The organism is Marinobacter aromaticivorans (assembly GCF_002806975.1).
GTDB classification, from domain to species: Bacteria; Pseudomonadota; Gammaproteobacteria; order Pseudomonadales; family Oleiphilaceae; genus Marinobacter; species Marinobacter aromaticivorans.
Genome location: NZ_NIHD01000006.1, coordinates 54,194 through 77,426, shown reverse-complemented (window position 1 = coordinate 77,426; position 23,233 = coordinate 54,194). Strand labels below are relative to the sequence as shown.

General features: G+C 55.9%; 16 protein-coding genes. 4 read left to right on the top strand and 12 right to left on the bottom strand.

From position 1 onward, the window contains the following. Positions 1–120: 120 nt before the first annotated feature. A complete protein-coding gene (locus CDH48_RS10350; protein ID WP_227521046.1) occupies positions 121–798 on the top strand; it encodes a hypothetical protein in 678 nt (225 codons plus the stop codon). Positions 799–940: 142 nt separating this feature from the next. Here the strand turns inward: CDH48_RS10350 and CDH48_RS10345 are convergent, their stop codons facing one another. Continuing rightward, complete coding sequence (locus CDH48_RS10345; RefSeq protein WP_100688663.1) at positions 941–1,897, bottom strand: DUF6160 family protein; 957 nt, start codon at positions 1,895–1,897, stop codon at positions 941–943. Between the two features lie 190 nt (positions 1,898–2,087). After that, positions 2,088–2,660, bottom strand: coding sequence for a hypothetical protein (locus CDH48_RS10340; protein ID WP_100688662.1), 573 nt, complete (start codon positions 2,658–2,660; stop codon positions 2,088–2,090). Positions 2,661–2,840: 180 nt separating this feature from the next. Here CDH48_RS10340 and pabB point away from each other — a divergent pair, with 180 nt between their 5' ends. Continuing rightward, positions 2,841–4,277, top strand: coding sequence for an aminodeoxychorismate synthase component I (gene pabB, locus CDH48_RS10335; protein ID WP_100688661.1), 1,437 nt, complete (start codon positions 2,841–2,843; stop codon positions 4,275–4,277). A gap of 51 nt (positions 4,278–4,328) precedes the next feature. Here the strand turns inward: pabB and thrH are convergent, their stop codons facing one another. Further along, positions 4,329–4,943, bottom strand: a complete 615-nt coding sequence (gene thrH / locus CDH48_RS10330; RefSeq protein WP_100688660.1) for a bifunctional phosphoserine phosphatase/homoserine phosphotransferase ThrH — start codon at positions 4,941–4,943, stop codon at positions 4,329–4,331. 148 nt (positions 4,944–5,091) lie between these two features. Next, the gene (locus CDH48_RS10325; RefSeq protein ID WP_100688659.1) at positions 5,092–5,736 is read right to left on the bottom strand and encodes an OmpA family protein; all 645 of its coding nucleotides are present in this window, start codon (positions 5,734–5,736) and stop codon (positions 5,092–5,094) included. Between the two features lie 340 nt (positions 5,737–6,076). Between CDH48_RS10325 and CDH48_RS10320 the strand changes: the two genes are divergently transcribed. Next, on the top strand, positions 6,077–6,799 hold the full coding sequence (locus CDH48_RS10320) for a phosphoadenylyl-sulfate reductase (RefSeq protein ID WP_100688658.1): 723 nt from the start codon (positions 6,077–6,079) through the stop codon (positions 6,797–6,799). Positions 6,800–6,828: 29 nt separating this feature from the next. On the opposite strand, the gene cysB is transcribed toward CDH48_RS10320, so the two are convergent. Continuing rightward, positions 6,829–7,806: an HTH-type transcriptional regulator CysB gene (gene cysB / locus CDH48_RS10315; RefSeq protein WP_100688657.1), complete on the bottom strand. Its 978-nt coding sequence runs from the start codon at positions 7,804–7,806 to the stop codon at positions 6,829–6,831. Positions 7,807–8,054: 248 nt separating this feature from the next. Between cysB and CDH48_RS10310 the strand changes: the two genes are divergently transcribed. Continuing rightward, a complete protein-coding gene (locus CDH48_RS10310; protein WP_100688656.1) occupies positions 8,055–10,820 on the top strand; it encodes a LuxR C-terminal-related transcriptional regulator in 2,766 nt (921 codons plus the stop codon). Between the two features lie 256 nt (positions 10,821–11,076). Here CDH48_RS10310 and dinG read toward each other — a convergent pair whose 3' ends face one another. The 7 genes from dinG to hrpA form a co-directional block, all read right to left on the bottom strand. Beyond that, the gene (gene dinG / locus CDH48_RS10305; RefSeq protein WP_100688655.1) at positions 11,077–13,206 is read right to left on the bottom strand and encodes an ATP-dependent DNA helicase DinG; all 2,130 of its coding nucleotides are present in this window, start codon (positions 13,204–13,206) and stop codon (positions 11,077–11,079) included. Continuing rightward, positions 13,206–13,961, bottom strand: a complete 756-nt coding sequence (locus tag CDH48_RS10300; RefSeq protein WP_100688654.1) for a general secretion pathway protein GspB — start codon at positions 13,959–13,961, stop codon at positions 13,206–13,208. Before CDH48_RS10300 ends, dinG begins: the two co-directional genes overlap by 1 nt. A gap of 3 nt (positions 13,962–13,964) precedes the next feature. Beyond that, entirely contained in the window at positions 13,965–15,662 is a 1,698-nt protein-coding gene (locus CDH48_RS10295) for an ExeA family protein (RefSeq protein WP_100688653.1), read from the bottom strand. 100 nt (positions 15,663–15,762) lie between these two features. After that, positions 15,763–17,253: a DUF3336 domain-containing protein gene (locus tag CDH48_RS10290; RefSeq protein WP_100688652.1), complete on the bottom strand. Its 1,491-nt coding sequence runs from the start codon at positions 17,251–17,253 to the stop codon at positions 15,763–15,765. A 29-nt stretch (positions 17,254–17,282) separates the two neighbouring features. Then, positions 17,283–18,005, bottom strand: coding sequence for an MlaA family lipoprotein (locus CDH48_RS10285; RefSeq protein ID WP_379923745.1), 723 nt, complete (start codon positions 18,003–18,005; stop codon positions 17,283–17,285). A gap of 128 nt (positions 18,006–18,133) precedes the next feature. After that, positions 18,134–19,255, bottom strand: a complete 1,122-nt coding sequence (locus CDH48_RS10280; protein ID WP_100688650.1) for a beta-ketoacyl-ACP synthase III — start codon at positions 19,253–19,255, stop codon at positions 18,134–18,136. A 110-nt stretch (positions 19,256–19,365) separates the two neighbouring features. Further along, positions 19,366–23,229 (bottom strand): ATP-dependent RNA helicase HrpA, encoded by a 3,864-nt coding sequence (hrpA, locus tag CDH48_RS10275; protein WP_100688649.1) that lies wholly within the window; start codon positions 23,227–23,229, stop codon positions 19,366–19,368. Positions 23,230–23,233: the final 4 nt, after the last annotated feature.

The following is a 23,233-nucleotide window of genomic DNA, read 5'->3' as shown; positions in this document are numbered from 1 at the left end:
ACCATCGCGCTTGAAATGCTTCCCGACAACCCGAATACTCATAATAAGAGAGAAGCGTACTGATTGCTGTAGCCTCAGACACGCCTCGTACCTGAGCTTATCGCAGCAAGAGGCCAGATTATGAACCACCAACACCGGCCCGCCGCAAGTAACGCTGGCGCGGCATTTTTGCGTAAACACCCTGCCCGGCTCGCTGCTGGCATTGCCTTGGCACTCGCCGGCTCAGCCGCGCTGCCCGCTATTGCTGGTGTTCAGGTAATGAGCTCCGACGAAATGGTCGAAACCTATGTTAAGGATTCGGCGGTTATTGTAGTCCCGAAAGAGAACCGGAAAACCGAAGCCGATCGCAAGCGGATAATCCGTGCCCTGACGATTTCACCCGGTGAGCCCGTTATTACGGAAGCCGAAGAAGAAGCCTACCGGGAAGCCTCGCAGCGGCTGACCGAGGAAGGCAGATCCGATGCCCTGGCAAATGCCGAAGAAGAATTCCTGCGCCGCGCCTTGCTTCTGCCCCAGGAAGAACTGGCCAGAGCCCAGCCACCAGCAGAGTTCACACCGAACATACCGCCACTGATTTTCGGCCAGCAAATGCAGATCCCGGACGAGCCTTTTACCCAGACCTTTCTTAACGATCAACTTGGCATTGGTTTTGACGGGCAAAACGTGAACTTTTCCATCGGCAATCCGCCGGGCATAGACCGGATTCAGCTACCGCAGGGTATTAACGAAGGGCCGATCACACTGACGCCCAGACCGGGGGGTGGGTTTGATCTTTCTATTCAGGTGCCTGATCAGTAGGCACGTTTTTTTCTGCTTCAATCGCTCAGGCGTATAACAAAACGGCAGCTATTTTTTTAAGCTGCCGTTTTTTATTGCCTTTCCAATAACGAAAACGCCCCGCAGAGCGGGGCGCTTCGTTACCATTGGCGTTCAGGTCAGATTAGTGACCGTATACAGCCAGCTTGGTTTCGCTAACGTGCAGGTTATCGATACCGATGGTACCAATGTTTGTGCCACCAATAATGGTTTGTCCAACATTGATATCCATTAATACATCATCAACATCTACACGTAAAACACCGGTCTTAGCGTGTGACGAGGTACTAGCAGCGAGGCCGTTGCCCTTATATACACTAATGCCAACGATCGCAAAGCCTTTTTGGGCCAGACCCACTTTTCTCAGCTCTTCCGGTGTTGGATTTGTAGGATCTTCAGCAAAAATAGCAACCAGTCCGGCTTGACCAAGAACCTCACCGCCAGCCTCAGAGCTATTGATGCTCATTTCTTTGACTCCGAGTGCGATAAAATCTGCATCAAAGCTCATTTCTTGAACAGTAAATGCCGCATCAAGATTCAACGTACCCGTTCCAGCTTGGCCGCCAACATCATCAGTATCAACTCGAATGTCGAGTGCGCCAAGCAGACCCCAGGCATCAAGATTCGACACGAGAACCGTGTTCTGGCCGCCGTTACCACGCAGCTCCATAGAGCCAGCCGTCATACCCCAGTCAATTGGCACTGGGTCGCCATTGGCATCTTCTTGTAAACTGCCTACGTGAATAATCGCATCGCCGTCGTCGGCGATATCAATATCAATCTTCAGGTTATCAAGCAGTCTGCCATCAGTAGCTGTTGCGCCACTGGAGACATAGCCGGCAGCCGACGTGGACTGACTAGTTGCAGCACCGCCAATCTCAATATCGCTTACCGCGAATGTACCTTCGTCGGTATAAGTGAACTCACCGATGGATACACGAGTTTCAAGCTCAATGGTGACACCGGCCTGACCGGTGACGTCGCCCATTGCGGTGTCGTTCAGTGCTTGCAGTTCTGCGTTGGCTGCAAAAGGTGCAGCTGCGATAGCTGTTGCCAGAGCAATTTTTTTCAGGCCTTTCATTGTTATCTCCTTAATCAACTCATTTTTTGTTATCTGAGTTTTTAGTTTGGATGTGGAGTTCGCCACTCCACAAACTCATTTAAGATTGTTTTACACTCTTATTCCGTGAGTGCATTCACACTTCGTAACAATTTGTCACACCAGCCAGCAAAAGAGCATTTTAGCGGGGTGCTTTATAGATATCTGGGCTTTACCCGCCGTCGTAGAAGAATTCAAAGGGCTTTTTTTGTGATATATGAGCGGCAAATTGCGGAACCCCATCTTCCATTTTGATGGGAACCAGCTTCAGCCCCGACACACCTAACCTGTGCTCATGTTCAATTACAACGACAGGTTTTTTATCACCATCCTTGTCAAACGAGCCTGGGTAGACAATAACTGCCGCGTGGATTTGTCCATGACGTGCAACAGATCGCAAACCCGCCCGATAAAGAACCAACTTTATCTTGGTCGGCGCGCTTGCTTCTGCGTCTTGCTCAATTTTCAGGGGCTTAATCGTGCCATCTTTAAGAAGCATCCATGCTTTCGGAGAGAAGATGCCTGAAGCACGTAAGTCTCGCTCAACATATTCCAGTGCTTTTTCCGTCAGATGCTTGAGGTCAGCTCGTGCGATCTTTACTACGACAGCTAGCTCTTCAGGGTCCAACTTTCCATCTGACAGCACATGGTCTTCGTAATTCGTTGGCTGCTGAGCGTATGCGCTGGTAACTATGGATAGAAATAATACAATAGATATCTTGATAACTCTGGACCACTGAGCCATGAACCACCTCTGTTTATGTTTCTCGCTTAATGCATAAATCTTTGTTGATAATACAGAACCCTCACCCCTAGTCTGCTACCAGGGACGTGTTCACCACTTTGATTAGATCAGGGCCCGCATCATGCAAACAATGCCCGTTTTGTGGCCTGAGTATCATTCTTCCAATTAACCGGAGTTAATTTGCCACTTCCTACTTCCACCTTGATTAGCCGCGAAGACTATGAACAATTGCTGGCACAAGCAGCCAATGAGTTGGACTTTGCCTACTTGGGGAGTGTCGGGGCCGGTAACGGTCGTGGGTCATTCAGTGGTTTTACGGCCTGCGCGATTGCAATAAAACGTGTTGGTAGCAGGAACCCTGGTGGCGTTCTGAACACGAACAAGCTGTCCGCAGAGATGGAGAGCCTGGTTCAGCGCTACGAAGTCCCTTTACAGGAGTCGCTGTCTTTTTTAACCGGCGGGTGGGTCGGTTTCCTGAGTTACGAATTCGGGTATCAGAAAGAACCCCGCCTTTCTCCCCTGTGCCCTGCACCTGCAACCCCGCTGCTCTTCGCCGGCTTTTACCTGTGGGCCGCCAGCCACAACCGGGCAACGGATACTTACCACCTTTGGGTTCATCCCGAATGCCCAAATCAGATTCAGGGTGCGATTCGGCAATGGCTTTCCAGAGAGCCAAGGGATACCTCGCAAGACCAAAAATCCCGAATGTCGGCAAAGTTCGCAAGCACAGCCGAACCCTGGAAAATGGTGAAGCTGTTTGCCCCACGCCAGTCTGCAAGCGAATTCGTTGCTGGCGTAGGAACGGTCAAGGATTACATCGATGCAGGCGACTGCTACCAGGTAAATCTTTCCCAGGAGTTTCGGGGCAGTTACGAGGGAAACCCCTGGCAAGCTTTTAAATCATTGGCCGAAGCCAACCCCACCCCTTACAGCGCTTTCCTGAAAACCGGAACTGGTGCCATGCTGTCAATTTCTCCTGAGCGTTTTCTGGAAATTCGCGGGCGCTCAGTTAAAACCAGCCCCATTAAAGGCACGCGACCAAGAGGCAAAACGTCTGCTGAGGACACAGCCTATGCTGCTGAACTGGAAGCATCCGAAAAAGACCGCGCCGAAAACCTGATGATTGTGGACTTACTTCGCAACGATCTGAGCCTTCACGCAACAGCCGGGTCTGTAACGGTAGACAGCCTGTTTGCCCTGGAGTCTTACCCCAACGTACACCACCTGGTCAGCCACATCCGCGCCGAACTAGCCGAGGGCGTGTCACCTCTTAAAGCCCTGTTCGATGCCTTCCCGGGCGGCTCCATAACCGGCGCCCCGAAAATCCGTGCCATGGAAATCATCCGGGAGCTTGAACCCCACTGGCGCGGGCCCTATTGCGGATCCATCTTTTATTATGGGCTGGACGGCACACTGGACAGCAACATTGCCATCCGAACCATGCTGTGCGAGAACGAGCAGACTGATGCGGCCGGTGAAGAGCACGGAACCATTCGCTGCTGGGGTGGCGGTGGCATTGTTGCGGACTCGGACCCCGAGAGCGAATACCAGGAGACGCTTACCAAAGTGAAGCCGCTGATGGATTTCCTGGAAAAGCTGAATCAGGGCGAATGCTAGCCGCCCTGATTCGATTGCATGCTGATGAGGCACCTTCGACGATTAGCGGGATCAGGCAGAGTGTACAGCGCTCGCCTTCAGAAACTCCTGTTTCAGTTCCTCAAACTCCTGCACAGCCGGGTACTGCGGGAACTCGTCGATCACATTCTGCGGTGCGTGGAACAGAATGCCGGCTTCCGCCTGCCCCAGCATGGTGGTGTCGTTGTAGGAGTCACCCGTTGCGATTACGCGATAGTTCAACAGTTGAAAAGCACGCACGGACTGGCGCTTGGGGTCGCGCTGGCGCAGCAGGTAGTTGGTTATCTGGCCGTTCTCTGCCACTTCCAGTTTGTGGCAGAGCAGCGTGGGGTAACCCAGTTTTTTCATCAGCGGCATGGCGAATTCGTAGAAGGTGTCGGAAAGAATCACCACCTGAAACCGCTCGCGCAACCAGTCCAGAAACTCCCGCGCACCCGGCAGCGGGTCCAGCTCGCTGATCACTTCCTGAATCTGTGGCAGGCCGTATCCGTGCTGGTCCAGCAGTTTCAGGCGCTGCTTCATCAGAACATCGTAATCCGGAATATCACGGGTTGTCGCCTTGAGCTCTTCAATGCCGGTCTTTTCTGCAAACGCAATCCATATTTCCGGGATCAATACACCCTCAAGGTCAAGGCATGCCAGTTCCACAGTGATCTCCTGATTCAATGTTCCAAATGAGAATGCTGAATAAGAGCAAGGCCTGCTCCCCTTCAGTTGACGCGGTATCATAAGAAAAACCGGGGCAAAATGCATCACACAAAGGCAGGGTCCACGGCCTGTCTCCAAAGACTGCTTCTCACTCAAACACCAGTATCTCCACCACCCTGCGGGTCGGGTCCTCGGCTTCGCTGCCACCGTTCGCCAGAGCTTCGCCTGTCCCGCTGATTGTGATCAACAGGTTGTTATCCAGCCCTGCCGCATCAGAGTTTTTGTCAATATAGCGCTTGACAGCAGCAGCCCGGCGCAGTGAAAGCAGATGGTTGTAGGTTTCCTCGCCAATTGCGTCCGCCTGCCCCCGGAGAGAGATGAGAGCGCCCTCACCCACATTTTCAAGCAGGCGGTCAATCCGTTCCTTTGCCTGCTGGGTGAGTGTGCTTTCATTCAGCCCGAAAAACACGGCTTCCCGGGTCAGCATTCTGCGGCCACAGTCTTCCCCGCGACAGATGGCCGTTTCAAGACGGTCCATGCGGTCAGACAGTACTTTTATTGCACTGGCGTTTTTCTGCAGTAGTGTTTCCAGCGAAGACAACCGGTCATACGCGCCCTCGGGCGCCGGCTCTCCAACCGGTGGTTCGGAGACTTCGGGAATGTCCGGGTCGGTGTAGATGTAACTGCCAGTATCAGACTCAATCGCGACGATGCGAGCGCTCAGATTGGCCCAGAAAACGTAAAGCGCAATCGCGACAAGCACGAATCCAAGCAGGGTAAAAATACTTCTCATGGCGGTTACTCCGTTACACCGACAGGAAAAAACAGGTCAGAAATCTTACGGCACCCGACGGCGGTCAGCTTGAGCCTGCCGGAGACATCTCGCACCCAGGTCGACCAGTCGCTTGATATGTCAGGAAGTGTAGTCTAAAAAAACAGACCACACAGTTTCCCCATGCTCTTGAAACTGGTTATCGGTACCCTGTTTCCCGAAGCCTGTGCGGCAGGGGCGGATCAGGCCACGCTTGCAATTACGATCTTTCAAAGCATAACCATATAGATTGTCATTCCTTCATGGAATTAGTGTATTAATGCTAACCTTCACCTGAACCCGTACCAGGTACTGACAATTTATGAGCAATATCCGTGAGCTACACAACGAACTGGGTAGCGCGAGCCCGAGAGAGATTCTGAAGGCAGCCTTTAAGCGCTACGACAACATTGCGATATCTTTCAGTGGTGCCGAGGATGTGGTGCTTATCGAAATGGCCCACAAACTGACGGACAACCTGAAAGTGTTTACTCTGGACACGGGTCGGCTGCACCCCGAAACCTATGAATTTATCGAACGGGTGCGCAAGCACTATGGCATTGGGATTGAGGTACTCTTCCCTGATACCGGCGAGGTTCAGGATCTGGTAAACCGAAAGGGGCTGTTCAGCTTCTACGAGGACGGCCACAGTGAATGCTGTGGCGTTCGCAAGGTAAATCCGCTCAGGCGCAAACTGGCTGATGTGGATGCCTGGATTACCGGCCAGCGCAAGGACCAGAGCCCGGGCACCCGCAACGAGGTGCCGGTTGTGCAGGAAGACGCAACCTTCTCTGGCCCGGGCAAAAACCTGGTGAAGTTCAACCCTCTGGCCAACTGGTCCTCAAAAGACGTGTGGGATTACATTCGGATGTCGGAAGCACCCTATAACACGCTGCATGAAAAAGGATTCATCAGCATTGGCTGCCAGCCCTGTACCCGCGCCGTCTTACCGGGGCAGCATGAGCGCGAAGGCCGATGGTGGTGGGAGGAGGCCACCCAAAAAGAATGTGGCCTGCACGCCGGGAATCTGATTGCCCGCCAGTAACGCTACCCTCAGGCACGCCTCGCCCTCTGTCAGTATGTAGGCAGTTCCACGTCCTTGAACAATGCCTCTATTTCGCTACGGCTGCTCTGATGGGCAACAGCCTTGTCAACCGCTTCCTTGGTGAGATGCGGCGCGAAGCGCTGGATGAAGTCGTACATATAGCCGCGCAGAAAGGTCCCCTTGCGGAAACCGATTCGGGTTACGCTGGGGCTGAACAGCTTTTGGGCATCCAGGGCCACCAGATCCGTATCGTTCCCGGGATCAAAGGCCATGCTGGCGATGATGCCGACACCCAGGCCAAGGCGCACGTAGGTTTTTATCACGTCGGCATCTGCAGCGGTGAACACCACCCGCGGCGTCAGGCCCTTGGACTGGAACGCCTCGTCCAGTCTTGAGCGCCCGGTAAAGCCGAATACGTAAGTCACCAGCGGATGCTCCGCCAATGCTTCCAGAGTCAGTTCAGGGAGTTGAGTCAGCGGATGGTCCCTGGGCACGATTACGGTGCGGTTCCAGCGATAGCAGGGCATCATGATGAGGTCGTTGAACAATTCCATGGCTTCGGTTGCAATGGCAAAATCAACGGCGCCGTTCGCGGCCATTTCCGAGATCTGCATGGGGGTACCCTGGTGCATGTGCAGGGACACATCCGGGAAGGATTCAATAAAACCACTGATCACAGGCGGCAGCGCGTAACGGGCCTGGGTATGAGTGGTGGCAATACTCAGCTCGCCTTTACGCTGGTTACTGAATTCCTGGGCGATTTTTTTTATACCTTCCGCACGGCGCAAGATCTCGCCGGCTTCGCGTACAATGATTTCTCCCCCGGGAGTAATACGCGTCAGATGCTTGCCGCTGCGGGCAAATATCTCCAGCCCCAGCTCGTCCTCAAGCAACCGGATCTGTTTGGAAATACCGGGCTGAGACGTAAAAAGACTCTGGGCGGTTGCCGACACATTGAGATCGTGGTGTGCAACTTCCCATATATATCGCAACTGTTGTAATTTCATTGGCTCTGTCGCTCCCTGAGTTTCGGGCCTGCAGCGGGTTGAATAGGAATGTTTAACCAAGGCTCAAGAATACGCATAACGAACCGGTTTTTCATTCTTTTTTAGTATAGATGAGTTCTCTGACTCAGTTTAGACCAAAATTACGCCCACGCAGCCTATGACGCCCGGGTTTGTTTCTCCAGCCCTTGACTTGACTGAGACAAAGCACACAATTCCTTATCACTATTCACCCGGCACACAGGACGGCAATGCTGTTAACCACCAAGTTCCTAAGGCCTGCATCTGACCCTCGCGCTGTTCAGCGAGAACGGCTCAGCTCATTGCTGGCACCGGGTCATCCGAAACGCCTGAACCTGGTCGTTGCGCCCGCAGGATTTGGCAAAACAACGCTGGTGAGCCAGTGGTGCACACGCACAACAGGTCCGATTGCCTGGTTGTCGCTGGATGAACACGACGATGAGCCACGGCGTTTCTGGCAGTATGTTGTCAGTGCCTTCGAGCACGCAGGCCTGACCGGCGTTGAGGCCTGCCAAAAGAGCCTCGCAAGCAACTCCGATGACAGCCTCAGCAGTGCGATTACAGCACTTTTAAACACACTTGCCTCGGATGGCAGCTCCTGGAATCTGGTACTGGACGACTTCCAGTTTATTGCCCGCGACTCGATTCAGCGCCAGGTCGGTTATTTTGTTGATTACCTTCCCTCTGGCGTTACCATTACCCTGATTTCCCGCACAGAACCGCCCCTGCCATTGCCCCGCTGGCGGGTACGCCGCTGGGTACAGGAGATACACCCGGCACTTCTGGCGTTTTCCGAAGACGAGTGTCGCGAGTTTTTCCACATCACCATGGGTCTTGAAATCTCCGAGCCGGATGTAAAGGCTATTCGCCGCCGCACCGAAGGCTGGGTCGCTGCCATGCAGCTCTCTGCGCTTTCAAGAAGCAAGACCGCTTCGGGCCGGGACCAGAATGGCTCCGGTTCGCACGCCCTCCGGGCCCCACTGAACATAGATGAGCGATACATCAGCGATTATGTGCTCAGCGAGGTGCTGGACAAACAACCAGAGGATATCGTCGCCTTCCTGCTGGACACCGCCTGCTGCCCGAGGTTATGCGCTTCCCTGTGCAACAGCATTCGCAAGGCCGGTGACAGTCAGAAAATGCTGGAAACCCTGCTCTCCCAGAACCTGTTCCTGATACCCCTGGATAACCAGAACGAGTGGTTCCGCTACCATGATCTGTTCCGCGATGCCCTGCTGCAACGAATTCAGCATACAGACCCTGAACGCGCCCACATGCTCTGGCAACGCACCCTGAACTGGCTCCTTGATAACGGGCAGGTGCAGGAAGCCATTGCCCAGATTGTTCAGAAAGAGGACTGGCCATGGCTGGCCGCGGTTCTGGCCACCCATGGCAATAACCTGATTCACGGAGGGTATCACCTGCCGGTTCTGGACTGGCTCGATGCACTGCCCGAAGCCGAAATCAGGGACAACGCCCAGTTGCAGATGCTAGGCATCTGGGGCCGTTTTTTCGCCAACCGGCTCGACAACCTTGAACCCTTGCTGGCTAATGTTGAGGATTTGCTCGACCGCCGTGTTGCAGATTCTGCCCCGGACGCAGAAGGTGCGCTTGGCCTGCAAAGCGAAATATCGCTGATCCGCTCCTATCTGGCCCGGTCACGAAGTGATGATAAAAATGCCAGTGATCTTACGCGCCAGGTTCTTGCCGATATCGACCACACCCGGATTCCCTTGAAATCAGTGACCTACTACGGCCTCGGCCTGGACGATTACGGCAAGGGTGACCTGAGCGGTGCTGAAAAAGCACTTAAATCGGCGGTCCATTACGGCCAGGTTGAACGCAAACCAAGCACTGTGCTCTCCAGCGGTGGTCTTCTGGCCTGGATTCAGTACAACCGTGGCGATATGGACCTGGCACTGGATACCTGTACCGACGTGCGCCGCTGGGTGGATCAGCACTACTCCGACCCCACCCAGCCCCGGTTGATTTCATGCTGGCTCAGTGCTGCATTGACGGAAATCTATCGGGAACGTGACCAGTTGCAAGACGCCGCTGCTCACCTGGAGCCCTTACTTGAGCACGTAAACAAGGGCGCAGAACCGGGTCAGCATGTAATCATTCAGCATGTGCGCGGGCATCTTGCCTTCAGTGAAGGACGTATCCGGGAAGCCATAGAGTATCTCGAGGATGCGGAACTGGTCGGGCGTAAGCGCCGGGAACATATTGTTTTTGAGCCGCCAGCCAGTTCGGCACTGCTTGCCCGGTGTTTTCTGGCGATTGGCCAGCCGGCTCAGGCCCGTCAGGTTCTGGAATCACCGAACAGGCACGCGGTTACCAACCCGCTGAACCGGGAACAGAACAGCATCAGCTATGCCCGGCTGCTGGTTTCGGAGAACAAACCTGAACAGGCGCTGGAGATTCTTGAAGCCTTGATACCGGCTGCCGAGCATAACGAGCATAACCGGCACAGGGTAGAAGCCCTGCTTGTATGTGCCGAAGCACTTGCAGTGCAGGGCCGGGATAAAGACTGCCAGGAGCAACTCGCACGCTCAGTTGCTATTGCTGCCGAGGCCGGTTTCCTGCGGCTCTTTGCGGAAGAGAGTCCGCAGCTGCACAGGCTTTTGCTTGCCTCCCCCGCACTGAAAAGCAGCGGTAGCTGGCAGCGAACTCTGACCGACATGCTTGCGAACCTGAAGCCTGCCGCTGCAGCTGATCAGGCCGAGAAGGATTCTGCACCCGGTTTAAAACCGGACGCCAGGCCAACACCCACCGGGGATCCCTCACAAGAACTTGCGGAGCCGCTGAGCCAGCGGGAGAAGGAAGTCCTGGAACTGATTAATGCTGGCTACGCCAACAAGGACATTGCAACACACATGGGTGTCGCTCCGGCGACCGTGAAAGCCCACATTCGGAACCTGTATGGCAAGCTGGATGTAGGCCGCAGAACAGAAGCCCTTGCCCGTGCGCGGGAACTGGGCATCCTGAGGCAGTGAAATCCGGCGCCAATTTTGTGACTACCGTCACGTTTTACCCATAGTTTTTACCCGGCCTACGCCCTTTGGACGATTCGGCTACGCCCCCTGCTCCCTTATTATTGTTTCAACGGTGAGGCGAGCCTCACTCAGAATTCTGAAACTTCAGGCCTTCAGACTTCTTGTATCGCGTTGTCTCAACGCACGGGTTCTCCAAGGACCCCTTCACTATAAGCCAGCCCCCCGGGCTGGCTCTTTTTTTTAACGCTAAATCCTTCTACCTTTCAATGATGCGTCGAAACGGTGGCAGCGCATCCAGCAGTAGCTGGCCGTAGCGCCGCGCAACAATGCGCCGGTCCAGAATACTGACCCGCCCCGTATCTTCTTCTGTCCGTAGCAAGCGGCCAACCGCCTGTACCAGCTTGATCGACGCATCCGGAACGGTAATTTCCATAAACGGGTTACCGCCGCGCTGGCTGATCCATTCGGCCAGACCAGCTTCGATGGGGTCGTCCGGCACGGAAAAGGGCAACCGGGTGATCACCACGTGGTGCAGATACTCACCGGGTAAATCTATCCCTTCGGCAAAACTGGCCACACCGAACAAAACACTGGCTTTGCCTGCATCAACGCGGTTGCGGTGCTGGCGCAGGACTTCGCCCCGGGACATATCATCCTGGGTAATGATGAGGTCCGGATAATCCGGCGCAAGGGCATCGCGCACCTGATGCATCTGGCGCCGGGAGGTGAACAGAACCAGCGTCGCCTTCTCGCCAGCCCACAAGCCGGGCAGGCGCTTGATCAACTCTTCTGCAAAACCTTCATCGGTTGGCATGCAGGCCATGGCCGGCACTTCCACCGTTGCCATCTCGGCGTAACGGAAGGAGCTGGGCACAACCAGCATGCGGCTGGCTTCCGGCAATCCGGCTCTCGCCTGCAGGCGATCAAACCGCCCCAGTGCCGTTAATGTGGCACTGGTAAGAACCGCGCCATAGGCACGGGACCAGAGCCTGGAGTAAAGCAGGTTGTCTGCCAGCACCGGTGAGCTGTACAGCGTGATATCTTCTGCATGATCCCAGCGTTGGCGCACGCTCCAGCGTGCCGCGGGCGGTTTACCCACCTGCTCGGTCCAGGCGGTCCACAGCCGCAACTGGTCTTCAGACCGGCTGTGGAAAGCACCAATCACAGGGTACCAGGCTTCTGCCGTGTCCCGGTCGATTTCATGCTGTTTGCGCTCGTCGAAGGCACCCTGCAACTCGTCCGCCATAGCCCCCAGATGCCGCACCAGATTCGCGGTGGCAATGCGGCTTTCAGCGGCCAGTTCTGCCAAACCCTCCGGCAACTCGCCTTCCGGATAGCGCCACTGGGCTGAGCGGCGCTCCTCATTGAAGTCCCACCCGGTATTCTGTTCGGCCTCCTCATAAACACGCCCCAGCACCAGGTCCACATCGCGAGACGCACTGCTAATGCGGTCGAGGGTTTTGGCGGCCTGGGTGCCGGGCGCAAGACAGGGCTGCATCTTCGTGAGAGCCTGGGATAACTGTTTCAGCCACTGCCGTGTGGAATTAAGCGGCACAGAGGCGGCGAAGTGATTCAGGGCTTTGTCTGGCAGGTGATGGGCTTCATCAAAAATAAACAGCGCATTCTCCGGTTCCGGCAGAATGGCTCCGCCGCCCAGCGCCAGGTCCGCAAGCACAAGGTCGTGGTTGGCCACCACAATATCCACTTCGTCGAGATCCTTGCGGGCATCAAAGAAGGCACAGCTGTCGAAGTAGCTGCAATGCCGATTGGTGCACTGGCGGTGGTCGGTTGTCACTTGCCGCCATACCTCGTCCGGTATCTGTTCGGGCCAGTGGTCTCTGTCCCCGTCCCACTTGCGGGAACCGTAGCTTGCCAGCATTTCTTCGAAGAAGGCCCGGGTGCCGGGCTCTTCGGCGCCGGGGCTGTCCAACAGGAAAAGCGGCATGGTATCACTGTCGCCATTGCCCTCATCGTGCAGCCGTGATTCCAGCCGGGACATGCACAGGTAGCGGCCGCGCCCCTTGGCCAGCGTCCAGGTGAAGTCCATCTTGCTGTGCTTTTTCAGATCCGGCAGGTCTTTCAGTACAATCTGGTCCTGCAGCGCCACCGTTGCAGTGGAAATCACCAGGGTTTTGCCCAGAGCGCGGGCCACGGGGATGGCCGCAATCAGATAGGCCAGGGTTTTGCCGGTGCCGGTACCAGCCTCGACAACACAGGCCGCCGGCTCCGATGTGCGCTGGCCGTCGTTCTCGGTAATATCACCCATGTAACGGGCAATTTCGGCAATCATCAGGCGCTGGCCATAGCGGGCACGAATGTCCTTACCCGCCAGAACATCCCGGTAGCTTTGCTGTATCTGCTGTTTAATCTCGTCCGTCAGTGCCATCAGCGCGGGCTCACCCAGTCGCGGACAATGCCCACACGGAAGGTTTTACCCTGCTTGCTTAGCACAACGCCATCCTCGGTGACTTCTTCCACGGTAATTCCTTCAAAGGATTCACCCGGGCGCAGATAATGGCCGTTGATCATAACCCGGCTGGCGTAAGGGTCCGTTGAATAGATATGGCTGTTGAACATCAGGTCCGGGATACTCTTCTGGAATGACAGGGGCAACTCTACAAGATGCGGCACCCGGGTTCTGTACGCCTCCTGCGGCGCTTCCGGCACCGGGCGTTCGCGGCGGGCCGACGGCGTTATAACCACAGGCCGCTCACGGACGGCTTCTGTTACCGGGTCAGCCGGCCGTCCCTCCGGTTCCAGTTGCTGAGTTACAACCCCGTTTTTTTCAGGGTTGTCCACAGGGTTTGCGAGGACAGGCTCGGTTCCGGGCGTTTGTGACTCTGCTTGCACGTCTTCGGGTGCGTTCAGTATCGGTTTAGATGCAGGTACAGAGGTCGGCGCAGGTTCAGTCGCGGTCTTTTGGGCATCCGGTGCCATGCGCAACTGCAACGCACTGTTCGGCCAGAACACAACGGCCAGAACGCCCGCGTTCACCAACAACGCCAACGCCACCCAAACAACCGGTGACAGCCGTCGCTTTTTCGGGCGGTGTATCAGCTGCACCTGCTGGCCAAGGTCCGGAACCTTGCCCTGACGGCGCTCGGTTTCCGATTTTCTGAGTGCATCAAGAATGTAGGACATACGCTATTCCCGCCCCCCTTCCTGCTTGCCGGCAAGCCTCGGAACCTCTGCATTGAGGTCGTTATTGATCCGGATAATGGTCATGCCACCTGCAATACCGTCTACCGTAAGACCCCGAACATCCTGATACCAACGTACTTGCTGCTCCGCCGACATGCGCTTGATGCGTGCGCTGTCTGAAGCGGACTCGCCGAAAGTGTCTGCAAGCTCCATCATACGGGCCCCAATCCAGAGCTCTTCCCCTGCAGTATTATTGTCATTCCGGCTGGCGTCAGCATAGCCTGGCCGCTGCCACAGCACCCGGTACTCCCCGAACCAGAAACGCTCCAGGCTGTTGAAAGACACCTGTACCGCCCCTCCGGGCAGGGCAATCTCTGCGACGTCGCCCTGAAGATGCCGCAGCACAACATAACCCTGATTCCCCCTGTCGTCCTGCAACGCCAGTATGGCGGGCCGGTCGAGAAACAGAAGGCTTTGGCGGCTGCCCTGTCGCTCAAGGCAGCCAAGCCCCGACGCCCGGGCAAAGTCACAGGCAATGGGAGATGCCTGCGGCTCGTAATCCAGGCCCCAAACCTCAAACAGTTCGCGGAACGCCGTTGCAAGATCCAGAGAATGCTCTGAAAAACTGAAGGGCGAGGCCTGCGGGTCCGGCTCAGCGCTAACAGGCGCCTCCGCCACTACTACCCGGGGCTCATCTTCACTCGGGTCGTCCCGTTGAACAACTCCATTAAGTGTTGCCGGTATTTCGCTTTCTTCGGCCGCTGCAGATTGCGCCGACCATTGCTGGTAAACCCAGAAGCTGCTGATAACCGCAAGCAATAACGAGGCGGCAACAATCAGATAAGGTGCCAGGGCCGGTTTGCCCCCGCCACCTGCAGCCCCCGGGCTCCGGTTATTCGAACCTCCAACTTCCCTTGCCGCCTGCCGGATGTGAGCCGCTGTTACCTCGTGCTCACCTTCAGCGTAAGCGCCAAGCAGTGCCCGATCACTGATCAGATTTATCAGGCGCGGTATTCCATTACTCAGCCGGTAAAGTTTGCGCACAGCGGCTGCTGTAAATACGTTCCCGCGCATACCGGCAACACCCAGCCGGTAGCTCAGATACGCCGGCAATTCATCACGGCTTATCGCATCCAGGTGGTAGCGGGCGGTTACCCGTTGATTCAGCTGGCGCAGCTTGGGCAGCGCAAGCATTTGCTGCAACTCGGGCTGGCCCAGCAACACAATCTGCAGCAGTTTCTTTTCGGCTGTTTCAAGATTGGTGAGCAGGCGCAACTGCTCAAGCACATCGGCAGAGAGATTCTGGGCCTCGTCAATCATCAGCACCTTGTGCCGCCCTGCCGCGTGGGCTCTAAGCAAGTCCCGGTTGATCAGGTCAACCATCTGTTTGATGCTGGCACCAGCGGGATGAGCAATTTCCAGCTCATCGCAAATGGCAGAGAGCAGTTCCCGTGCCGAAAGCCGCGGATTCAGAATCAGGGCAATGTCCACGTGGGCCGGAGCATTTTCGATAAAGCACCGGCTAACGGTGGTTTTACCGGTACCGACTTCACCGGTAATCACAATAAAACCGCCCTGCCCCTGCACGCCGTACATAAGGTGTGCAAGCGCCTCTTTGTGACGTTCGCTCAGGTACAGGTAGCGGGGATCAGGCGCAATGGAGAACGGCGGTTCTGTGAAGCCGAAGAAATCGTAATACATGGGCGTCCAGTCAAATACTCAGGCACCGGGCTGATCGGCCATTCACCGGGCCAGGCTCGTTAGCAGGCCATCATACCGCCCGGTTCAGTGGCCTGTCATCTCAGGAACTCCCGGAATCGGCATTGTTTATCACCCGAAGATCAACAACGCTGCGACGATTCTGCTGCTTCAGGCGATGTACACAGCGTTCCAGGGTTTTGGATATGCGGGCATGGGAGCGAATCATGGAGATTTTTGGCCAGGTTGCGCGCTCGCCAGCCAGAATCATTTCACGCACAAACTCCGGGTTGGGGTCTGCAAGCATTCGGGTGTAATCCCTGAAGGTATAGGTGGGCGCAATGGTTACGTCCCCGGAATATCGTTGGGCCATGATGGCATACATCTGCCCTGATATCTGCCGCAGCAACTCAGGCCGGGCCCGTTTACGCAGGTAATCGAATATACCCCTGCCGTGAAACTGCATCTCTGATTTCAGCAGATACAAAGGCAGCCGGGCCAGGGACAGTTTTTCATCGCTGCCGCGCTCACTGAGAAACGGCACCACGTGCGGGTTTGTCTGGCTGACGATGGTGAAATTCACGTCGTACAGGTGCATCAATCTCTCGATGGGCAAGTCGCTGACCACAGAACCGTCAACGAATTTGAGCCTGGGCATGTAGGGCAGCGCATTGCCGTTGATGTCCTTTTTCATCAGTGTAACCGGCGGGAAAATACCCGGCACGGCGGCACTGGCCAGGGCTCCGCTCCATACCATCAGGTACGGAGAAGTGTAGCCGGACAGCAGCCGCGCCTTCTGGTGCGCCTGCACCGGCGATACACTCATATTGATGGAACGACCGGTACGCTGATAAGCCTCCTCGAAGGTGTATTCGCCAATATTGGTTCTCAGACAGGTTCTCAGTTGCTCCTGATCCATCAACCCTTCGCCGCGCATGGCACTCAGAATCCCGCGGTACTTCCAGGCCTTCAGGTTGTGATTTTCCGGCACCAGCATTTCAGGGATTTCCGCATCTGTGTGCACACCCAGCATGCCGGCAATAATGGCGCCAATGCTTGAGCCTGTAACAACCTGGGGCAACAGCCCCCTCTCCCAGAGCGCCTTGATTACACCAAAGTGAAACATGCCAAGGCTGGCACCCCCGCTCAAAAGCAGTGTCGGCCGGCCGTAACTGGTCAGGGTGTCACGGAAAAACTGGAGTTTGTCGACTACCGGGAAGCCTGGCACCGGATGGTCGCACAGGAAATTCAAAGCCTCACAAACCTGGGCGATGTATTCCTCGATAAGATGCTTGGTGCCCACCCAGGACTGGGTGTACAGCACCGGATTCCCCATGTTGCCAAGGTCGTGATGAAGCCCCTCGCGCAACGCCCGCTTCAGGCGCTCAAAATCGTTCTGCTGACGGTACTGTTTGATGTTGCTGAGGCGGTCGTACAACAGTTCATAGTGGTAATGTTCAGAGGCGAAATCCTCTTTCCACTCGGCATTGCCCTCAAGAAAATCAAGCTCCAGAGCCGCCGCTTTCCACACCTCGTAGTTCGGGGCCTCGGCCAGCATTTTGCGGAACTTGTTGATCTTTGGATCTTTTAGCACTTTGTGCCTCCTTCAACCGCCGACCAGGGTCAGAAGTCGTCCAGCATCAGATCTTCGTCGTCATCGCTGGCAAAGGGGTCGCTGGTCACCTTGCCATCGTTGATCAGGAACTCCCGGCGCTGCAGGAATGCGTTTCGCACAAAGATATAGGTATCACCGGAAATAAAACCCTCGGCAGGAATCAGGTCCGCTCGTTTGTCTACAATCTGCAGACCTCGGGCATAATAGGTTTCCGGGCTATGTACGTTGTCCCACAAAGATGGCAGTACAAAAGCGTCGGTACCCAGCCCGCTGAGATGCCTGGGGCTGGATGGACCCAGGAACGGCAGCATCAGATAAGGTCCGGAGCCGGCCCCCCAATAGCCCAGGGTCTGCCCGAAATCTTCCGGTCTTTCCGGCAGATCAAATGCGGTGGCAACATCAATCAGGCCGCCAAGGCCAAACACCGTGTTATAGGTAAAACGACCGGCGGCAACAACAGCAGACTCACCTTTGAGCTGCAGAATGCTGTTTGTGAAATTGCGGATCTCGGTCAGATTGTTGAAAAAATTGGTGATGGCGCGGTCGACAATGTCCGGCATAAACGTGCGATAGGTTTTTGCCACAGGCCGCAGGGCCCAGCGATCAACCGTATCGTTGAATGTGTAAACCTTGCGGTTCCAGTTCTCGAAGGGATCCCTGGGGTCGACCGGCGCTGCGCCTTCAGGAACAGGCTCCTGAACATTCTGAGCAATGGCCGGGCCTGCTGACATGGAAACAGCCAACAGCACAACCAGCGGCATGGCCTTTAGCCAGCCGCTGCATGGAAATTTAATCATGCTCAACTCTTGGGTTGTTGATTCTCGCTTCACAGCCGCCCTGAGGTGCCGCCGCAAAGCTGTCAGCGACGGCGCACCACAACACTGCCAATGGAATAACCTGCACCGAAAGAGCAAATCACGCCCATATCGCCGGATTCCAGGTCATCTTTATGTTTGTGGAACGCAATGATGGAGCCGGCTGAGCTGGTATTGGCGTATTCATCAAGAATCACCGGAGCTTCATCTTCGTTCGCATCCCGGCCCAGCACCCTGCGGGCAATGAGCTGGTTCATGTTCAGGTTAGCCTGGTGCAACCACATTCTGCGCAGATCTTCCGGCGCAAGGGACAAGCTCTGGAGATGGCCCAGAATGGTTTCCGCAACCATTGGCGACACCTCTTTGAATACTTTACGACCCTGCTGGATAAACAGTTTATCCGGTTTGCCAATGCCGGACTCGTCCGCCCGGTTCAGAAACCCGAAATTGTTGCGTATGTTGTTGGAGAAAGTGGTTTTCAGGCGCGTACCAAGGATCTCGAACCCCTGCCCGGGCTTCGTATCTTCCTCACGTTCTACCAGTATGGCGGTGCAGGCATCTCCGAAAATAAAATGACTGTCGCGGTCACGGAAGTTCAGGTGCCCGGAACAGATTTCCGGGCTCACCACCAGCACCGCCCGCGCTGCGCCATTCTCCACCGAATTGACCGCCGCTTGCAGGCCGAAGGTGGCAGAACTGCAGGCCACGTTCATGTCATAGGCAAAGCCCTCAATACCCAACGCGGTCTGAACTTCAATCGAGATGGCCGGATAGGGCCGCTGCATGTTGGAGCAGGCCACGATAACGGCATCCACATCGCTTGCCGTTTTGCCAGCCTGTTCCAGAGCTTCTTTACAGGCCGTCACTGCCATATCGCACTGAACAGAAGGCTCATCGTTACTGCGCTCAGGTATGTAGGGGGCCATGCGCTCCGGGTCAACAATGCCGGACTTATCGATAACATGCCGGCGTTTTATGCCCGAGGCCTTCTCGATAAACGCTGAGGACGAAGGCAGCAAGGCTTCCATTTCACCACGCTCGATGGCGTCTGCATGTTCCGAATTGTACATCTCGACAAACTGGTTAAAGGCTTCGACCAGTTCCTCGTTATCGATAGTCGCCGGCGGTGTGTACAGGCCGGTTCCGCTAATGACGGCTTTAATCACGCTAACCCCACGTCATGAAAATGAAGATAGAAAGACAGGAAAATCGCATTTCCGGAAATACTAACACAGTCCCTGGATTTTGCCCGCCCCGCAAACGCGGGGTAAAGCGGTCAGACCCGGGTCTGCTCCCACTGTTTATCCAGGCGCTTGGTGGAGACAGTCATCACAGTGCCCAACTGCTGGGCAAAAAATGAAACCCGGAACTCTTCCAGCATCCACCTGTACAGCACCAGTTCAGGGTCCCGGACGCCCTGCTTTTGCTGTTCATCCCGTTTCTTCGCATAGCGCGCCCAGAGCGGTTCCATGGTGTGCAAAAACTCTCGTTCCCGCCCCATTTCCCGTGGCATTTTCTCAAGCCTGACCAGCGCGGCTTCAAAATACCGGCCAAACTCCGCCAGCCATTGGGGCGGGGTTTCAACAAGAAAGCCCGGGTAAACAAGGTTCTGCATCTGGAACTTCAAGTCAGCCATACTGTTTGCAAGCGCCAGGTTGATTTTGCCCTTCAGTTGCCGGGCCACTTTCTGGTAACCGGTCATTGCCTGATAAAGCCGTTCATCGGCCTGCTCCAGCGCTGGTATGAAGTCCCCCCGATGGCGCTCAAACAACGCATCGAACCCATCACGGCTGGCCGGCAGTTCATCCTGCAAAAAGTGCTCTATCGCGGTGGCCAGGAGCAGGTCATCCAGCAACACCCTGGCCTGGCCCACCGGCGCAAACAACAGGGCAGACTGTTTGAACCTGGGCAGTTTACGTTCCAGATCATCCAGAGTATTGCCAAACCGATTCAGGATAAGGCGGGCAATACCTTTTCGGGTTGTGTCCTCTGCGGTCAGGCGGTCCAGGCAGCGGATCTCTTTCACCTTTCTTCCCAGATCTTCCAGAGCCGGGTACACCGTAATCTGCATGCCGCCCTTTTCCGTCTGCACCTGCTTCGGTAACTCGCCAAATTCCCATTGGCTGTATTCGGCAACGGGTTTCTCTTCACGGCTCTGTTGTGTCGCAGAAGCAAGGGCGGCCTCGGCTCGCCCCTCGAGCTGGCTTTGCAGTTCGCCGGTATCGCGGCTCTCTGCAACCACCTTGCCGCCGTCCCCCAGAACCCTCAGGTTCATTCTGAGATGGCGGGGCAACTCATCCCGGGGCCAGGCTTCCGGGTCTATGCGCACACCGGTCATCCTGCGTAGCTGCTCACCCAGCTGAAGCGCCAGCGGCTCGTTGGATGGCTGCAGATTGGCGATGGCCGCATCTACAAAGTCCGGCACGGGCACGAAATTGCGCCGCAGGGCTTTTGGCAGGCCTTTTACCAGCGCAATGCATTTTTCCCGGAGCAGGCCAGGCACCAGCCATTCCAGACGTCGGGAGGGAATCTGCCGGAGCGCCATAAGCGGCACCTGCAGCGTTACGCCATCACGCTCGCTGGTGGGCTCAAATTCGTAACTGAGCGGGTAGCGCACCCCCTCCCATTCCAGAAAATCCGGATAGAGCTCCGCTGCCTGGGCATCTACCGGCCTTTGCAGTACATCGGCTTCTGTCAGTTCCAGCTTGCGCAGTTCTTCGGCCGAAAGGCTCTTCCACCAGTGTTCGAAATGTCGCCCACTGACAACCTGCGCCGGCAACCGCTCATCGTAGAAACTCACCAGCACTTCATCATCCACCAGAAGATCACGGCGGCGGGTTTTTTTCTCCAGGCTTTCGACGCTCGCCAGCATCTCGCGGTTGCGGGCGATAAAAGGCGCTTTGGAGCGATAGTCACCCTCTACCAGCGCATGGCGTATAAACAGGTTCCGACACTCTTCGGGGTCAATCCGGCTGAACGCTATACGCCGTTTGGGTACGATATCGAGACCGTACAGGGTGATTTTTTCATACCCCATCACCTGGGCTCTTTTCTGCTCCCAGTGCGGCTCAAAATAGTGGTGTTTTACAACATGCCCGGCTAAAGGCTCGATCCACTCAGGCTGGATGGCGGCCACCATGCGGGCGAACACCCGGCTGGTTTCGACAATTTCCGTGGCCACAATCCATTTCGGGCCGGTTTTGCCTACTTTTGAGCCGGGGAAAATCATGACCTTGCGGTTTCGGGTGGCCAGGTATTCCTTTTTTTCTATCTTGACCGCCACCTGCCCGAGAAGCCCGGCCAATATAGCCTTGTGCATGGCGTCATAGCTGGCGGCTTCTTTGTTGAATGCCAGTTTCTGATCACGGCAGATCAGCGTGAGCTGGCGATGGATATCACGCCATTCGCGCATACGCATCCAGCTCAGAAAGCTTTTCTGGCACACTTTTTTAAGCTGATTCTGGGACAGTTCCTGGCGCTGTTCTTCGTAAAAGTTCCAGATATTCAGCAGAGTGACAAAGTCGGATTCCTTGTCGTTAAACGGCGCATGGGCCTGATCTGCAGCCTGCTGTTTGTCCTGTGGTCGCTCCCTCGGGTCCTGAATACTCAGCCCGGCAATGATTACCAGCGTTTCTGCCAGGCTGCCCTGGTCTGCCGCCGTTACCAGCATGCGCGCCAGGCGCGGATCCAGTGGCAGCCTGGCCATGGTGCGCCCAAGCCGGGTAACCCGGCGCTTGTCATCAACGGCGCCGAGCTCTTCCAGCAGTTTGTAGCCGTCGTTGATCAGCCGCTTGTCCGGCGCTTCCAGAAACGGAAAGTGCCGGATTTCCCCGAGCCCGGAGGTGGCCATTTGCAGAATAACGGAAGCAAGATTGGTGCGCAGGATTTCCGGGTCTGTGTATTCCGGGCGATTCAGAAAATCGGTTTCATCGTAGAGGCGAAAACAGATCCCTGGCGCAACCCGGCCGCAACGCCCTGCCCGCTGGTTGGCGCTGGCCTGGGATATCGGCTCAATGGGCAGGCGCTGAATTTTTGAGCGCACACTGTAACGGCTGATGCGGGCCACGCCTGTATCGATAACGTAGCGAATGCCCGGTACCGTCAGCGAGGTTTCGGCCACGTTGGTGGAAAGCACTATGCGCCGACCACGGTGACTCTGGAAAACCCGGTTCTGTTCCTGGTTGCTCAGACGTGAATACAGGGGAAGAACTTCCGTATGCCGGAGTTCTGCATGGCGCAGCACCTTGCTCAGGTTGCGGATTTCCCGCTCCCCCGGCAGAAACACCAGCACATCCCCGGGGGGCTGTTTTTCGCTGCGCTCGTGTTGCTCAATTTCATCCAGTGCCGACAGAACGCCCTCATTCCAGCCCTGGTCGCGATCATCTTCATCCCCGGTTAAAGGGCGGTAGCGGACGTCTACGGGAAAGGTACGGCCACTGACTTCCAGTACCGGCGCCTTGTCAAAGAATTCACTGAAGCGATCCACTTCAATGGTGGCCGACGTGATGATGACTTTGAGATCGGGGCGCTTGGGAAGCAGTTGTTTCAGATAGCCCAGCAGAAAATCGATATTCAGGCTGCGTTCGTGGGCTTCGTCGATAATCAGCGTGTCATAACGATCAAGAAAACGGTCGTGCTGGATTTCCGCCAGCAGAATCCCGTCGGTCATGACTTTGACCCGGGATTGTTCGGAGGTGTTATCGGTAAAACGCACCTGATAACCGATCTGCTGCCCGGTCTGCTCGCCTATTTCCTCGGCAATGCGGGCAGCAACACTGCGGGCGGCGATGCGTCTTGGCTGGGTGTGGCCGATAAGGCCGCGAATGCCGCGGCCACTGTTCATGCAGATTTTGGGTATCTGGGTGGTTTTACCGGAGCCGGTTTCGCCGGCAATGATCACAACCTGATGGTTTTCGATGGCTTCGCGGATGTCATCCACACGCTCGGAAACCGGCAAGCCTGCGGGGAAGCTCGCAGGCTTGTGCAGAGCCTGGCGCTGTTGCACCTTCGCAAGCCCGCGCTCAAGCCAGCCAGCCATTTTTTCCAGATCTTTCTGCCCGGGCTTCCCTTTGGTTCTTGCCACCAGTTTGACGATGCGGGCAGCTTCCTGCTGGTTACAGGCATCCAGCTGCTCCATCATCGCC